The organism is Microbacterium sp. P03, from assembly GCF_043556235.1.
GTDB lineage: Bacteria > Actinomycetota > Actinomycetes > Actinomycetales > Microbacteriaceae > Microbacterium.
On the sequence record NZ_JBIGIM010000002.1, the window covers coordinates 1 to 15,826 of the forward strand.

A 15,826-nucleotide genomic window follows, 5' to 3' on the forward strand; every position below is an offset into this window, starting at 1 on the left:
CCCCCCCCCCCCCCCCCCCCCCCCCCCCCCCCCCCCCCCCCCCCCCCCCCCCCCCCCCCCCCCCCCCCCCCCCCCCCCCCCCCCCCCCCCCCCCCCCGCCGTCGTTCGTGGATCGGCGTCCTATGGTGCCGCGATCAGGTCGGACGTGAGTCGGTAGCCGACCCCGCGCACCGTCTCGATGAAGCGCGGATTGTTCGGGTTGTCGCCGAGCTTGCGTCGGAGGTTCGTCATGTGCGCCTCGATGGCGCGCTTGTCGGCGTCGCCCACGAAGTAGCTCGTGACGTACGATTCGCCGCGCAGCACGAGCGTGAGGTCCGCCTTGCTGCGCACCCGACGCTTGGACTCCAGCAGGGTGGCGAGCAGATCGAACTCGGTGCGGGTGAGATCGACTTCGGACGCGCCGATCGTGACGATACGGGCGTCGGGGTCGAGCAGCAGATCGCGGTGGCCGAGCCAGTGCTCCTGACGCACCGGCGGCGCGGCGTGGGTGACCTGCTCCACGGCGCTTCCCGCGTCCTCGTTCGGCGCCGGGTGCACGATGTACGGCGTCGCCGCCGGTCGCGAGGCGGCCGGCGCCGGGACGGTCTGCGCGATGTATTCGATCGGAGGCTCGGCGAGTGCCGGCTCCTCTTCGTACCGCGGCGCCATGGTGGGCATCTGCGTTGTGACCGGGCGCGGCGAGGGGAACGACGGTCCCACCCGCTCCTGAGCGGGCGGCGGCGGGGTGTTGCTTCGGCGTTGACGTCGAAGGGCCGCATCGATGCGCGCGCGGAGCTCGCGCGGCCGGAACGGCTTCGTGAGGTACTCGTCGGCCCCATTGCCGAGAGCCAGGACGACGTCGGCCTCGGATTCGGACCCGGTGAGCATGATGATGTACGTGTCGCTCTCGGCGCGGATGCGGCGGGCCGCTTCGAAGCCGTCGATGCCCGGCATGTTGACGTCGAGCGTCGTGATGAGCGGCTTGTATGTGAGGACGGCGCGCACGCCGTCAATGCCGTTGCCGACGCTCACCGTCGAGAAGCCCGCGCTCTCGAGCACCTCGGCGAGCAGGTGCCTGATGTCGGGATCGTCCTCGACGATCACGGCGGTCTTGAGCGCGTTCTCGTCCGTGTTCATCTGCGGCCCCCCGGCATTTCGGGTCCCCGAGTATCGGTGGGGCAGGATCGGATGCTGCGGCTGGGGACCGAGGCACGACACTGTCAGCCGACCACGGCTGGGGACCATGGTGTGAGGCTCATGCTACAGGTGCACGGATTGCGAGCGTGTGACGCGGGACGAGGCATCCGCGAGTGTCTTCTCGGGCTGCCCGCCGCCCGTTGCCCTGGTCAGCGGGCCGCGCGCGTGAGCTCGATGGCGGCGTCGGGCCACCAGGTGCCGGCCACAGGTCCGCCGTTGCAGGTGCCGTCGCTTTCGCCCGGGGGCTTGATCCACAGGTTGGTGTCGACGACGTCGTCTCCGATCGACCCGCCCGGCTCGCCGACCTCGCGTCCACGCGGATTGCACCACTCGCCGTTGGAGCCCCGGCCGTTGCGCGATGTGTCGATCACGGCGTGGGCGCCGTCGAGCAGGCCGGCCAGTTCGTGCGCGTATGCCACCTCGTCGTCGGTCGCGTTGTAGTTCGACACGTTGGTGGCGAAGCCGCGGATGTTCTGCAGGCCGACGCCGCGGATGAGTCCGGCCATCTCGCCGGCGCTGAGCCAGTCGGAGTGGCCTCCGTCGAGGTAGGTCCAGATACCGGGGCCCGCGAGGCGGTCTGCGGCACCACGCAACTGAGTGGTGCGGGCATCGACGTTGCCGCATTCTGGCGCGAGGGCGAGGCTGTCGGGCTCGAGGATCACGATGCGCTGCAGGTCGGACGCATTGCGCAGTGCGTCACCGATCTGCTGCGTCCACGTCACGTAGGACGCGTCGTCGAGTCCACCGGCCGACAGGTTGCCGCAGTCGCGTTCAGGCAGCCCGTAGACGACGACCGCCAGCGCAGCATCCTGTTCCCGTGCGTCGGCGGCGAGCGCGGCGATGCGGTTCCAGACTTCGTCGACGGGATCCGCTTCGGGGGTGAGCCAGTAGGCGGTGGGTTGCGAGGCGAGGTACTCGGCGGCGGCCTGGGCATCGGAGCCGCCCGTTGCATCCGCTGCCGCCTGCGTGGCTTTGGAGTCGCTCGGCGCGACGATCGTCGTGCCGGGGGCGGGTGGACGCGTGCCCAGGCTCTGGAATGCGTTCATGACCAGACCTCCGACCAGTGCGAGCGTCACGATCACCGCAACGATCACGACGGCCACCAGCGTGATCCACAGCCAGCGTCGCGATGACGGGCGGCGCGGAGAAGGTCGGCGCGATGCCGGCCGGCCTGTCGGTCGGCGGGGCGCCCTCGCCCCGGGCCGCGGCGGCGGCGTGGGCGACGTCATGTCGAGGGCGCTCCGGCCGGATGCGCGCCGACGCGGGGCGTCGTGCACGTCCTCACAGCGGGATCAGTCCTGGGTGAGACGGTGGCGCCGCACGACCGCGCCCACCGCGAGCGCGATACCGGCGAGCACGAGCGCGCCGCCGCCGGCCCAGAGGCCGAGCAGGGAGTTGCTGTCGAGGCCGGTCGCCGGCAGGCCGCTGCCGTCCGTCGACGCGACCGAAGCGGTCGCGGTGCCGCCGGCGGACGTGGCGGAGATGGCGGCGATGTTGTAGGTGCCGGAGGCGTCCTTCGGCAGTGTGATCGCCGTGGCCGGCAGTGAGCCGTCGGTCGCCGACTCGACCACGCCGCTCGCCGTGGTGACGGCGAACTTGACGAATCCGACGGACGCGCCCGCACCGTTCTCGCCGGTGACCGTGATGGTGACGCTCTCGTTGCTCGAGAACGTGGCGGCCCGGCAGGAGAGCGAGAGCGTGCCGCCCGGCGCGGCGGAGGCGGGGCTGACGGTGCAGGACCCCGACGGCGGGTAGATCGAGTCCGCCTGTGCGGCCACGGGGGCGCTCAGGGCGGCCATGCCGATTGCGGCACCCATCGTGATGTTGCGAATGGTGCGGTTCATGTGGAGGGCCCCCCGGCGCGATGACGTGATGGAACGGTCATGCGATCAAGGCTCAGAGCACGCGCGGGACGCTGCACTGAGCGGCGATGCCCGTGGCCTGATTCTACGGGGTCTCGCAGACGGCGACAAGCGACTGCGTGTCGGTTGTGTTAACAGTCGGCGTGGTCCGCGCGATCATCGTGGTCGAGCTCGGCGCCGTGGTCTGCACCGTCGCGGTGGCGGTCGCGGATGCGCCGGGGACGAGGTCGACCGAGAAGCTCAGGACCTGGCGACCGTCGTGGAAGCCTCCGCCGAAGCCGGGAGTGCCGGTCACGTCGGCGTCCACCAGATCGAAGCCCTCTGGCAGATAGATGTATCCGACCGTGCGGATCGTTCCCGGGGGGACCCCGAACGTGCCCCCTCCGGTGATGTAATCCGGCAGGCTCGCGCTATCGGCCGGGGCGTTGTTGGTGAGTGTCAGCGCGAGCTGCGCCTGCCCGGTGGCGGTGCGGTCCGATGCGGGGACGCAGGTCGTCCACTGCACCTGCGTGTCCACGCCGAGGTAGTAGTCCATCTTCGAGCCTGTGCCGTCGTTGAGATAGACCCCGAAGGTCGAGGCGTCGCGGTCGGTGACGGGAAGTCCGCCGGCGAGGGTCGTATCGGCAAGGAGTGCCTGGTCGTCGTCGCGGGCGCTCCAGATGAGCAGGCGGTCCTCGTCGCCGGCGCGGGCAAGGGCGGTGAGCAGGGTGACGGGGTCGACGTTTCCGCTCGAGAGGGCCGTGAAGATGCCGCTGGCGGCCGCCGCGAAGAACGCGTCCTGATCGGCGGGACGCTCGTAGCGCAGGTACACCTCGTTGAGCAGAAGCTGCACCGCGTTGTCAGGCGTGAGCACGTCACCCGTCGGAAGAGTGACGGGTCCGGTGGCAGCAAGCAGGTAGGACAGGGCGACGGGGTCAATCGAGAGCACGCCGTCGACCTCGAGGCCGTCGTGCTCGCGGGCCCACATGGCGCGTGCGGCCTCAGCCGCCACGGTGAAGTCGGGCACCAGGGTGGTGTTCTGCATCCATTCGCCGGGACGGTCGCCGTACAGCGCGCGCACCTCCTCCGAGAGCGGGATGACCGACTCGGGATATTTCGGGAAGCCCGAGGTGGAGTCCTGCGCCGTCAGGGTCATGGTGCCGCCGTCGGTGTGGATCAGCGCCATCGCGCCGGGGTTGCCGCCCAGCGAGCGCAGTTCGGCGTTGTTCTGGAACAGCACGAGGTAGTCGCGCGGACCGTCGGCTCCGAGCATGGCCGGAAGAAGCGCGGTCGCACGCGCGAGGGCACCGGTGGCGCTCTCCGTCTGAGCCAGCAGGTCGTCCACCTGATTCACCGCATCGCGCAAAGGGGAGACGAGTGGTGCACGATCGATGGCGTCGATGGATGCTGCGGCCTGACCCAGACTGCGGGTGCCGGTGGTCGCGGCATCCTGCACGGATTGGAACGACGTGAGATCGATGCGGCCGTTCTGCGGCCGGAGCGCGTCGACCGAGAAGGTCGAAGCCACCTGCGCGAGCGGAGCGAGGGCGGTGCTCGCGACCTCGTCGAGGGCCCCCGCGACGGTCGAGACGGCGGCGAGCTGGGGTCCGACCCAGGGCAGCCCCTCGGCGGCGCGCCAGATCGGGTCGCTCGTGAGCGCATGCGCCTGCTGCGTGTCGGCGGAGAGATCCGCCAGGGCCGTTGCGACCGTGGTCGGATCGGTGAGGTCGGCCCGCACGGAGGCGGCGCGGGACTGCGCGTCGGTGAGGTGGCCGTAGGCGAGGAAGCCGCGGATGCCCACCCACGCGACCACGAAGATCGACAGCAGCACCAACGCGGCGAGCACCCACGCGAAGACGACGCCGGCGGTGCGCGCCGGGCGAGGCAGGACGGGTTCGGACACTCGACCACCCTATGGGGTGTTTCCCCGCCTTCCCCGGGCGGGCGCTGAGCGCGACCTGCGCAGGTTCTGTTCGACCGCCGGACGCGCCGCGCCCGGGATGCCGGCGAGCTCGACGGGGACGGTCGCGGGCGCCGGTTCGGCCGGTGTCGCCGACGCGTATCCCTGGTACTGGTAGCCGTAGTAGCCCGCGTCGCCACCGCGCCGCGTGACCTTGTTGAGGACGACGCCGAGCGGGCGCGCGTGGGCCTTCTCGAGGTTCAGGAGCGCGTGGTTGAGCATGTCGAACGTCGTGCGACCTGCGGAGGTCACGACCAGCGCGCCGTCTGCGCCGGTGGCCAGGACGGCGGCATCGGTGACCGGCAGCAGAGGCGGGGAGTCGATGATGACGAGCGCTTCGGCCGACAGCGTGTGCACCAGTTCCCGCATGCGCTGCGAGCCGAGCAGCTCGCTGGGGTTCGGGGGGATGCGACCGGCGGGAAGCACGACGAGATTGCGCGCCGAATCGGCAGTGTGCACCACATCGGAGATCTCCGCGCGGGCCGCGAGCACGTCCGTCAGGCCGGCGCCATCGGGCAAGTCGAAGATCTTCGAGACCATGGGTCGCCGAAGGTCGGCGTCGATCAGCACGACCTGCTGACCGGCGGCGGCGAGGCTGCGCGCGAGGTTCGCGGCGACGGTCGATTTACCGTCGCCGGGAAGGGGACTGGTCACCACGATCGCACGCGGCGGGTTGTCGACGTCCATGAACTGCAGGTTCGTGCGCAGTTCGCGCATCGCTTCGGCGACGGCCAGCGAGCTGACGTCGGCCTCCGAGAAGCTGAGCACCTTCCGGCCCGTCGTGAACTCCTTGTCGAGGGGGAGTGTCCCGACCACCGAGACGCCCGTCTCACGCTCGATGTCGCGCGCGTTGCGGATACGGCGGTCGAGCACGTTGCGGACAACCGCGTACCCCATGCCCATGGCCAGGCCGACGAGGGCGCCCAGCGCCAATGACAGGCGCACATTGGGAGAGGACGGAGCGGTGGGGAGTCGGGCGGAATCGCCGGGGATCAGGGTGACGGCGGCCGATCCGGCGGTGCCGTCCCCCTCGATGTCGTCGATCGCCGTCACCATGCCGTCGATCCATGCCTCGGCGAGATCCCGCGCAGCCTCGGGGGAGGCGGCGTCGGCCGCGACGTGGATCACGACCGTGTCGTTGGGATTCGTGACGTCGACCTGACCGACCAGCTGTTCGGGGCTGACGTCGAGTCCGAGGTCGGCGATGGCGTACTCGGCGACTTCGCGCCACGTGCCGATGTCGAGGTAGGAGGTGACCTTGTTGCGGGCGAGCTGGTCACCCACCAGCGAAGCACCGGAGTCGGTCTCGGTGCCGGTTCCGGTCGCGACGACATAACCGCTGGCCGAAGCCGAGTAGACCCTCGGCTGCAGCGCGGTCCACCCGAAGGCGACGGCCACCCCGAGGATCGTGAACACGACGATGCCCATCCAGTGCGCTCGCAGTATGCGCAGATAGTCGCGCAGTTCCATCGGGCCCCCTCTGAGTTCGAGGCGACTCTATCCGCGCGGAGGCGGCCGCTCGGGGCTGATCTCGGTAGCCGGCCGCGAACCTCAGTAGTACTGATGACCGCATCTGCGTAGTGCGCCTCGAACCCCAGTAGTCGACGCGCGCAATCGGGTGGCCGTGCGGTTGTGATCGTCTTTTTCGCTGTGTCAGCCTGGCCGTGGGGTCCGCAGACGTGCCTCGCGACGATCATCGGAAAACTACGGCGTGGGGGAACATGTCCGACAACATCCTGGAGCGCGAAGAGCCGCGCTCCCTCATCGAACGACGCACGATCCTGAAGGGCGCGGCCTGGTCCGTGCCGATCATCCTGGCGACCGCGGCGGTGCCCGCGCATGCGGCCAGCAACGTCGATGTCGGGGCGTTCACGCTCACCGGCACGTGCGGGACGCTGGGCCTCATCGGTCCCGGATTCCTGCTCCAGGCCGGTCCGACCGCGCCGCTCCCCGTGGGCACCGTCGTCACCGTCACCGGTACGGGCGTCGCCAACATCGGCGTCTTCTCGGTCAGCGGCGGGACGGCGAGCGTCGTCGTGCTCACCAACCGCAGCCGTCAGATCACCCTGACGTCCGCGTTGCCTGCGGGGGCCACGATCGCCTTCCGCACGACTCTCAGCATCTCTGTGGCGTTCACCCTGAGTGCCGTGGCCACCCTGCCGGAAGGTTACGTCGCGACAGGAGCGAAGTCGGCCGGCACCGTCAACTCCACGCTCGTCCTCTGCAGCGCGTCGTGATGTGGTCGGGGAGCATCACACGGCTCTGATCGCGACCGACGTGGCGTCGGAGGCGTCCGTCGAATCGAGCCTGTTCGTTCTCGCGATCGGCGAGGTCATCCGGATCGACGTCGCGAGGGTCTCGCCCGCTCAGCGCGCCGCCATCGTGGCCGCGTGGGCCGATGCGGTCTCGCCCGGGGGAGAGACCGCACCGGCCGCGACGGTCGTGGTCGAGGCATCCGACGACCTGCCGTCGATGCTCGCAGACCTCTCGCAGCGCGTGACGCTGGCGGCGATCGCGGCGCGCCGAGGCAGGTCGTGGATGCTGCACGCTGCGGGGATCGCCGACGATCGGGGGAATGTCATCGTGCTCGTCGGCCCCTCGGGGCGGGGGAAGACGACGGCGGCGCTCGCCCTCGGGCGGGCGTACGCCTATCTCTCCGACGAGACCGTGGCGATCGACCGTGACGGCACGGTGTGGCCCTACCGCAAACCGCTCTCGATCATCGAGCGCCCGGACGCCCCGAAGGCGCAGCGCGCTCCCTCGGAGCGTGGGCTGCGGCCCCTGCCGGCGGGTCCTCTTCGATTGGCGGGAATCGTCCTGCTCGACCGAGGGATCGATGCGCCGGATGCCGCGTTCCTGGACGCTCTGCCGCTGGATGCCGCGCTCGCCGACCTGGTCGAGCAGTCCAGTCACCTCACCGCACTTCCCGCGCCGCTGAAGACGATCGCACGACACGTGGTCGAAGTGGGAGCTGTCCACCGCGCGCACTATAAAGAGGCATCGTCGCTTCCGCGGGCGATGGCGACGATCTTCTCGGCCGCCGCGAATGGTGACAGCCCCCGCTGTGGCGCCGAACCGGGTGAGGCACACCGCGACGAGGTCGCCGCGACGCCGGCCGCGGGCCGAGCGACGATCGCTCGAGCGCCCTACATCGACACCATCACCCTCGAAGACACGGGCAGCGTGGCGGTCCTGCAACCTCGCCCGGACGGCACCGGGAAACTGACCGTCCTCGCCGGGATCGCGCGCGCCCTCTGGGCGGCAGCGGCCGATGGTGCGTCGATGGCGCGTTTCCTCTCCGCGGCCGAGGCGGCCTACGGCGCGCCCGATCACCAGGAGTCGGCAGTGCGCCTTGTCGAGGCATCCGTGTTGCAGCTGATCGAAGCCGGCATCTTCGAGGATGCCCGGTGGCGTCGCAGGGAGCGTGTCGCGTGGACGGATGACGGCGATCGCGTCGTGGCGCTGTCGCTGACCGATGCCGCGGCCGCCCCGGTTGCGATGGAAGGCCCTGCCGGGGTCGTGTGGCGATGTCTCGAGGTCGGAGAGGCGCGATACGCGGCGGAGGTCGTCCGCCGTGTGGCGACAATGGCGTCGTTGGAATCGATCGACGTCGACGCCGATGTGCGGGTATTCCTGGGGGCGCTCGCGGAGGCGGGGCTGGCCTCGTCCGAGAGGGTCGGGTGAACCGGTCGCGACGGCGCTGGCGATAAGGTCGACGCAGACGTCGGGCCGAGCGGGTTCTCGCTCCGACCCGACACAGGAACATGCGCGGCACCGTCGCAGCGCTGCGAGCGGAGGCAGCGTGACCGAGCGATCAGAGACGGCCGAGGGATCAGAGAGGGTGGAGGCGGGGAGACCTGTTCTCTGGGCGCCTCCGTCGACGGAAGGCCGAGACCTCCGCGGCAAGGTCATCGCCGGCACCCTGCTCACCCTCTATCTCGTTGCGCTCACGCTGATCGCGCTGTGGCCGGTGCCGATCGACAGCGGGTCTGACGACCTCCTCCGGGCGATCACCCGGCGCCTCCCGTGGGTGACGTATCCGCGGATCGAGTTCGGTGCGAACATCCTGCTCTTCGTCCCGCTCGGCTGGCTGCTGGCCGTCCTGCTCGCGCAGTCGAGGTATCTCGTGCTGCCGATCGCGATCGTCGTCACGGTGGCGATCGAGTGCACGCAGGCGCTGCTGCTGGACCGTCGTACGCCGAGTCTGCTCGACGTCGCGGCCAACACCACCGGGGCGTGCATCGGTCTCATCCTCGCCGCCATCGTCGTCGCCCTCCGTCGACGCCGCGCCTGAGGCGAACTCTCACAGCGGGCTCCGAAGCCCGCCGCCTAGCCTGGCGCCATGACCATTCCGCTGGGCGATACGACCTTCTCCGCCACCGTCGCGCAGATGCGGGCGATGCGAGACGAGTTCCAGCGGTTCCTGCTGGAGTACCAGTTCGGGTTGCGTGAAGTCGAGACGAAGATCGACATCCTCCGGGACGAGTTCCTGCACATGCACGATTACAACCCGATCGAGCACGTGTCCAGCCGGGTGAAGTCCCCGGACAGCATCGCCGAGAAGGTGGCGCGCAAGGGGATCGATGCGGACTTCCCGTCCATCAGGGAGAACATCACCGACGTCGCGGGCATCCGTGTGACGGTGAGCTTCGTGGCCGATGCGTATCGGCTGTTCGATCTGCTCACGCAGCAGGACGACCTCACCGTGCGCGTGGTGAAGGACTACATCGCAGAACCGAAATCCAACGGCTACAAGAGCCTGCACGCGATCGTGGAGGTTCCCGTGTTCCTCTCGACGGGCCGGGTGGAGGTGCCGGTGGAGGTGCAGTTCCGCACGATCGCGATGGACTTCTGGGCGAGCCTCGAGCACAAGATCTACTACAAGTTCGACCGTCAGGTTCCGAACGCGCTCCTGGACAGCCTCAAGGACGCAGCAGAGACCGCCGCCGAGCTGGATGCCCGCATGGAGCGTCTGCACAAAGAAGTGCACGCTCCCCAGGCGGAGCCACGTTCGCACCACATCTGAGCCGACTCGCGACGGTCAGGGGTCGGTCCGAGGCGACCTGCGGCTGCGCACAGCCGCGCCGACGAACGACGGGAGTGCTCGCAGCCCTCGGCCCCAGCGTGCCGCTCTGAGGCGCGTTCGACCGACGACGGTGTCGCGACCTTCCGGGTGCGCGAGCAGCAGGTCGCTGCGCGTGGGCCAGATGGCGCGCCCGATGATGACAGCGCGTTCTCTGCGTCCCGACCGGCGAAGGACGAGCAACCAGAAGTAGGCGGGCTGCGATCCAGCTTCCAGACGCCCACGCCATTCGGTCACTCCGGGCGCGACCGCTTCGCTCGGCGATGGAACCGCCGTGACGCCCATCCTCGTCAGCACCGGCGCGAGTGTCACCACGCTGCCAGTCGCGCGGGCAAGCGCCGCGGCCTCGAGGCGTTCGTCGTCGGTGAACGACGCAGCCGCCAGCTGATCGAGCTCGTCCGCGGGGCGCGCGTGGCTGGGATTGCCGCGCAGGGAATGCAGGCCGAGGATGAGCGCGTTGCCGACCCGATCGGGCACGGCGCACGCTCGGTGGGCGAACGCGACCGGCGCCCGTCGCTGCCAGAGGGTGTCGAACACCGCGCTCGGGTCTGCGAGGAAGCCCGGGTAGTGCGTGTGCACGTCGAGATCGCACGGCCACGCATCATGGACCAGGGTGATCGAATGCGTGGGGCGGCGCGCATCGAGGAACGTCGAGGGGCGACGGTGCCAACCCCTGTCGGTCAGTGCCGCGACGAGCTCGTCGACGCCGGCCGGATCGACCAGCACATCCACGTCGGCCGAGGGTCGCTCCGCGCGCAGGCCCTGCAGGTGCAGCGTGGGTCCCTTGATGAAGAGAACCCGGATGCCTCGTACATCGGCCAGCTCCTGCACCAGGGCGCAGCCCAACTCGATCGCCTCCGCGAGGCGCAGGTCGACGGTGGGCACGGTCATGGTGTCAGGGGCGACCCATGCCGACGTACGTCCACCCGGCGGCGCGCCAGGCGGCGGCATCCATGCAGTTGCGTCCGTCGACGAGGATCCGCCCGGCGGTGAGCGTCGACGCGTGCTCGGGCGACAGGTCGCGGCGCCACTCGTCCCACTCCGTGACCACGATCACGGCGTCCGCGTCGCGGAGCGCCTCGTCGCGGTCTTCGACGTAGGTGAGCTGGGGGTGCGCGCGACGCGCATTCTCGATGGCCGCGGGGTCGGTGACGGTGACGGATGCCCCGAGCCCGTGCAGCCGGACGGCCACATCGAGCGCGGGCGAGTCCCGGATGTCGTCGCTGTGGGGCTTGAAGGCTGCACCCAGGACCGTGATCTTCTTCTCGAAGACCGCTCCGCCGAGTGCGCTGACGGTGATCTCGACCGCGCGCTCGCGGCGTCGCAGGTTGATCGCGTCCACTTCGCGGAGGAAGCCGACAGACTCTCCACGCCCGAGCTCCTCGGCGCGTGCTGAGAAGGCCCGGATGTCCTTCGGGAGGCAGCCCCCGCCGAAGCCGATTCCCGCACCGAGGAATCGTCGGCCGATGCGGGCGTCATGCCCGATGGCGTCGGCCAGCTGGGTCACGTCTGCGCCCGACACTTCCGCGATCTCGGCCATCGCGTTGATGAACGAGATCTTGGTCGCGAGGAAGGCATTTGCTGCGACCTTCACCAGTTCGGCCGTGGCATAGTCCGTGACGATGAAGGGCGTGCCCTTCGCGACAGCCGGATGGTAGACCTCGCGCAGGATGTTCGCGGCCTCGCCGTCGGAATCGGCGTCGGGGACGCCGGCCACGAGACGGTCGGGGTCGATCGTGTCCTGCACAGCCCAGCCCTCGCGGAGGAACTCCGGGTTCCAGACGAGCGTCGCGCCGGTGGCGTGGACGCGCGGCGCGAGTCCGGCCGCAGTTCCGACCGGCACCGTCGATTTGCCCGCGACGATATCGCCAGGACTCAGGTGGGGGAGTAAGCCATCGATGGCCGCATTCACGTACGTCAGGTCGGCCGCGTAGCCGTCCTTCTGCTGCGGGGTGCCCACTCCGACGAAATGCACTTTTGCGCCGGCCGCTGCCGCCATATCGGTCGTGAACGACAGCCGTCCCGATGCGATGCCTTCGGTGAGGATCTCGGTCAGCCCGGGCTCGAAGAACGGCGCCTCGCCGCGCGACAATGACGCGATCTTCCGTTCGTCGACATCGATCCCGACGACCTCGTGCCCGATGGACGCCATCGCCGCGGCATGGACCGCTCCGAGGTATCCGCAGCCGATGACAGAAAGACGCATGAAGCTCCTCGGGGTCGGCGCGGGATGACGAGCCGCGCGGGCACTCTCATTCTGTCGTAAGACGGGAGGGTCATCTGACGCAGGGTTGCCGACGGCCCGCGTTACAGGACTGTCAGGGCCACAGGTCACGAGGGAATGAGGCGAGCAGCGAATCGCCATCGAAGTCCGGCGGGCTCTCCCCACCCATGGAGATCGCCTCCTCGACCGTTTCGGCGGTGGTGTAAGACGTGCGCCCCGTCCCGCTGTAGTAGTCGTCGTATTTGAACGCCGGTTCGGCGTGCGAGCGGATGAGGCGGGCGGGGATCCCGAACGACTCAGCGATGACGATGCCGTGCAAGGACGATCCGCAGACGAATGCGCTGCTCGCGATGTCGCTGATCACGGCGTGAGGGAGCCGGAGCGGGTCGACGACCAGGGGCCCGCGGGCTCTTCGGCGATCGTGGAAATTGGGCACCACGGCCACCTCACGCTGGGGTGCACCGCCCGCGCTTCCGGTGTAATGCTCGCGCGGCCAGAAGCGAGACCAGAGGAGAGCAGGGTCTCCGTAGATTTCCGGTACCGCGGTGCCGGCCCCGACCAGCAGGTCGCGCGTGAAGGGCCCACGCACAGAACGGACGTCCAGGTGCGGCGCACCCCCCGTGTCTTTCGACTTCCCATTCACGCCTGCGCCCCACACCGTGTCGCCAGGCCGCGTCAGCTTCATGATCGAACCCACGGCGACAAGACGTCGGTCGTCAGCGGGTTCGGTAAGCCCGAGTTCCGAGACGATCCGCGCGACCAGGAGCGGTCCGATGAGGTCGCCGAAGTTGTTCAACGGAACCCTCGGGAGTATTCGACCGGCTGGTCCGGGGCGTCGGCGCGTCGGGTTGAAATGAACGATGTCAACGGGAATGGCAGGCCTCCTCAGGCGTTCAGCGCCGGATTCTCCGAGCGACGTCCCAGAGCTCGAGGTAGTCGCGTCGGATGGCGGGGACGAGTAACGAGAGGCCGAGATAGCCCCCAATTGCGACGAGAAGAACTGCGAGTTGCAGCCACTCGTTCCACGATGCGATCAGCGTGTAGGACAGCAGGAGGGAGAGCACCGTCATAGGCATGAAGACCACGATGGGACGAACAGCGATCGCCAGGAGGGGACGGCGTTGTAGTCCCGTCTTCGCCATCGGGAAGACGGTCATCAACAACCAGCTCACCGCCTGTCCGGCGGTCAACGCGATGGCGACTCCGATGGGCCCCCAGACGACGCCCACGCACACGCCTGCGATCATCAACGAGCGTGCGATCACGGTCCATCGGAGTTGCAGACCTGTGAGCGCGCGGGAGAGGAACACCCAGTAGTAGACGAAGCCGATGCCCTGGAACACGCCGCCGATCGCGAGTATTGCAAAGATCGGTTTCGCAGGATCCCATCCCGGTCCGAGCATGATGTCGATCGCTGGAACCGACACCGCGGCAAGCAGCAGGAACGTTCCTCCGAAGCAATAGCTCAACACGAGTTGTGCTCGCTGCACGTAGCTTTCGTACCGGGCATCTGCCTGAAGCTTCGAGAGGATCGGCATCGCGACCTTCGTCATCGGCGCTGCGATCTGCAGAAGGGGAAGCCGGAAGAGCTGGTAGGCGCGGTCGTAAAGTCCCAGTGACGAGGCTCCCCACACCCGACCGATCAGGATGCTGTCGATGTTCGATGTCACGTAGGTCAGCAGCTGCACGCCCAGGGTGTTGATGCCGTAGGTGTACAGCGCTCGCATATCCGCGCCTCGGCGCGGCATGCTCGGCAGCCACCGCGCAGCGATCACCAAGATGATCAGCGTGACGGCAGCGATCACGATCTGCTGCACGACAAGTGCCCAATAGCCCAGCCCGCCGGCGGCGACCGAGACGGCGGCGATCAGTGCCACTGCTGACGCCGCGACGTCTGCGGCTGCCAGCCACGTGAACTTGAGCTTCGTGGACACCTCGGCGCGGAACTGCGCCATGAGAGAGTTCAGAAGGAAGGTGAGCGCGAGCCAACGAGCGATGTCTGTGAGTTCCGGCCTGTCGTAGAACGCCGCGATGAGCGGAGCCGCGAAGAACGAACTGAGGAAGAGGACGAGCCCGACGCCCGTATTCGTCCAGAACAGGTTCGATCGTTGCTGTTGGGTGATCGTCTGCGATTGGATCGCTGCCATTGACAGGCCGAAATCGCCCAGCACTGATGCGACACCGATGATCGCGATCACCATCGCGTAGACGCCGAAGTCACTAGGAGCGATCAGTCTCGTCAGGATGACGACGGACAGCAGCTGGATGAGGAAGCGCGCGAGCTGACCGGCCAGTGTGGCGGCTCCCCCTCGGGCGGCGGCGTTGGCGAGACTCAGAACCCGCTCCCATCGACCATGGCTCGATCGTATCGGGCGAGCCGACAGCGCCGGACCTCGACATGTCTGCGCTGACTCGTGCGTCCCCATTCCATCGGCGACAGGGAGGCGACGTCATGCGCGCTGGACGAATGCCTCACCGCCACCTCATGCTCCGCGGTGTTCATCGCAACGCAGAGGTGAACACCGCGGCGTAGGCATTCGCGACGTGAAGCCAGTCGCGGGTGTCGAGAACAGGGTCGATCGCTCTGTCGTGCGATCGAAGGTCATCCATGGCATCCGCGAGAACCTGATCGGTCAGGGGGCCGTCGTACTCGATGACCCAACCCGCGCCGACTTCTTCGGCAAGCATCGTCGTTGTGCAGCTGCGTGGGACGATGACCGGGCGGGCGAGCGAGAGCGCCACCAGCATGACACCCGAGTTGTGCATCTCGCGGTAAGGGAGGACGAGCGCCTCAGCCGCGGTGACCTCCTTGACCATGTCGGTGTCTGTGACGTACGTCAGTCTCGCGGATATGGGGAACGCTTCCGCTCCGCGATCGATCGCTTCCGACAGGGATGCAACCAGATCAGGCACCGGCTTGCCGACGATCCGAAGTTCGTTCACACCTGCTGGTCTATATGTCACGGTGTCGATGAGCTCGAGAAGTCCTTTATAGGGCTCGATGCGGCCGAGGAACAGCAGCCGGCCGGGGATGCTCTCCTCACGGGGTTCTGCTTCGAACCGGTCTCGGTAGTGCGCGTGTCTGATGAGTGTCGCTCGCTGATCGCTCCCGCGAGGAGTGCACTCGTTCAACACGACGTGCTCCGTCACCTGTCGGTCCAGCGCCGCGAGGAGTCGTTCCTCTTCTTGGTCGCCGGGCGTGTGCGGGGACACGTTGTGGACCGTCCGAACCACCGGCAGTCGTTGAAGGCGCAAACGTGCGAGAAGTATCCGAAACAGCGAGCGCTTGACGAACCGGCGTATCGGCCGCACATCACGGATGAGGTGCTCCGGCCAGTGGAAATGAATCACGTCGTAGGAGCTGAGCAGCACGCGTCTCCAGGAGAAGAAGGAGAAGCTCACACTTTCGGGCGCGAAGTCCACGATCTGGTTGATGAACTTCAGCGTGTCTCCCGGCGCCTCAACCGCCTCTAGTACCCGCACAGTCCGCATTTGACCCCCGCGGTCGTCGTCACCTGGCCTGATGCCCGAGCGGGCAATGG

At 68.5% G+C, this 15,826-nt stretch carries 14 protein-coding genes; 4 read left to right on the forward strand and 10 right to left on the reverse strand.

Translation table 11 applies throughout. The features are described from left to right. Positions 1–120: 120 nt before the first annotated feature. The 5 genes from ACFXOO_RS07310 to ACFXOO_RS07330 form a co-directional block, all read right to left on the reverse strand. The gene (locus ACFXOO_RS07310) at positions 121–1,116 is read right to left on the reverse strand and encodes a response regulator transcription factor (protein WP_378841475.1); all 996 of its coding nucleotides are present in this window, start codon (positions 1,114–1,116) and stop codon (positions 121–123) included. A gap of 209 nt (positions 1,117–1,325) precedes the next feature. Next, on the reverse strand, positions 1,326–2,279 hold the full coding sequence (locus ACFXOO_RS07315; protein ID WP_378853396.1) for a glycoside hydrolase family 6 protein: 954 nt from the start codon (positions 2,277–2,279) through the stop codon (positions 1,326–1,328). 189 nt (positions 2,280–2,468) lie between these two features. Beyond that, positions 2,469–3,020 carry an LPXTG cell wall anchor domain-containing protein gene (locus tag ACFXOO_RS07320; RefSeq protein WP_378853398.1) on the reverse strand — a complete coding sequence of 184 codons (552 nt, stop codon included), beginning with the start codon at positions 3,018–3,020 and terminating at the stop codon, positions 2,469–2,471. Between the two features lie 103 nt (positions 3,021–3,123). After that, entirely contained in the window at positions 3,124–4,920 is a 1,797-nt protein-coding gene (locus ACFXOO_RS07325; RefSeq protein ID WP_378841469.1) for a DUF4012 domain-containing protein, read from the reverse strand. A 9-nt stretch (positions 4,921–4,929) separates the two neighbouring features. Then, positions 4,930–6,447, reverse strand: a complete 1,518-nt coding sequence (locus ACFXOO_RS07330; protein WP_378841467.1) for a polysaccharide biosynthesis tyrosine autokinase — start codon at positions 6,445–6,447, stop codon at positions 4,930–4,932. A 251-nt stretch (positions 6,448–6,698) separates the two neighbouring features. Here ACFXOO_RS07330 and ACFXOO_RS07335 point away from each other — a divergent pair, with 251 nt between their 5' ends. The 4 genes from ACFXOO_RS07335 to ACFXOO_RS07350 all read left to right on the forward strand — a co-directional run bounded on the left by ACFXOO_RS07335 (position 6,699) and on the right by ACFXOO_RS07350 (position 10,003). Beyond that, positions 6,699–7,214: a hypothetical protein gene (locus tag ACFXOO_RS07335; protein WP_394563238.1), complete on the forward strand. Its 516-nt coding sequence runs from the start codon at positions 6,699–6,701 to the stop codon at positions 7,212–7,214. A 1-nt stretch (position 7,215) separates the two neighbouring features. Continuing rightward, positions 7,216–8,661 carry an ATP-binding protein gene (locus tag ACFXOO_RS07340; protein ID WP_394563239.1) on the forward strand — a complete coding sequence of 482 codons (1,446 nt, stop codon included), beginning with the start codon at positions 7,216–7,218 and terminating at the stop codon, positions 8,659–8,661. 118 nt (positions 8,662–8,779) lie between these two features. Then, complete coding sequence (locus tag ACFXOO_RS07345) at positions 8,780–9,271, forward strand: VanZ family protein (RefSeq protein ID WP_394563240.1); 492 nt, start codon at positions 8,780–8,782, stop codon at positions 9,269–9,271. Positions 9,272–9,319: 48 nt separating this feature from the next. After that, entirely contained in the window at positions 9,320–10,003 is a 684-nt protein-coding gene (locus tag ACFXOO_RS07350; RefSeq protein WP_394563241.1) for a GTP pyrophosphokinase family protein, read from the forward strand. Between the two features lie 15 nt (positions 10,004–10,018). On the opposite strand, the gene ACFXOO_RS07355 is transcribed toward ACFXOO_RS07350, so the two are convergent. From ACFXOO_RS07355 to ACFXOO_RS07375, 5 genes are all read right to left on the reverse strand, one after another. Beyond that, positions 10,019–10,951 carry a nucleotidyltransferase family protein gene (locus ACFXOO_RS07355; protein ID WP_394563242.1) on the reverse strand — a complete coding sequence of 311 codons (933 nt, stop codon included), beginning with the start codon at positions 10,949–10,951 and terminating at the stop codon, positions 10,019–10,021. A 4-nt stretch (positions 10,952–10,955) separates the two neighbouring features. Beyond that, positions 10,956–12,266 (reverse strand): UDP-glucose dehydrogenase family protein, encoded by a 1,311-nt coding sequence (locus ACFXOO_RS07360; RefSeq protein WP_394563243.1) that lies wholly within the window; start codon positions 12,264–12,266, stop codon positions 10,956–10,958. A 112-nt stretch (positions 12,267–12,378) separates the two neighbouring features. After that, positions 12,379–13,080, reverse strand: a complete 702-nt coding sequence (locus tag ACFXOO_RS07365) for a polysaccharide pyruvyl transferase family protein (protein WP_394563244.1) — start codon at positions 13,078–13,080, stop codon at positions 12,379–12,381. Positions 13,081–13,177: 97 nt separating this feature from the next. Next, positions 13,178–14,710, reverse strand: coding sequence for a lipopolysaccharide biosynthesis protein (locus tag ACFXOO_RS07370; protein WP_378841452.1), 1,533 nt, complete (start codon positions 14,708–14,710; stop codon positions 13,178–13,180). 73 nt (positions 14,711–14,783) lie between these two features. After that, positions 14,784–15,767, reverse strand: coding sequence for a glycosyl transferase (locus ACFXOO_RS07375; protein WP_394563245.1), 984 nt, complete (start codon positions 15,765–15,767; stop codon positions 14,784–14,786). Positions 15,768–15,826: the final 59 nt, after the last annotated feature.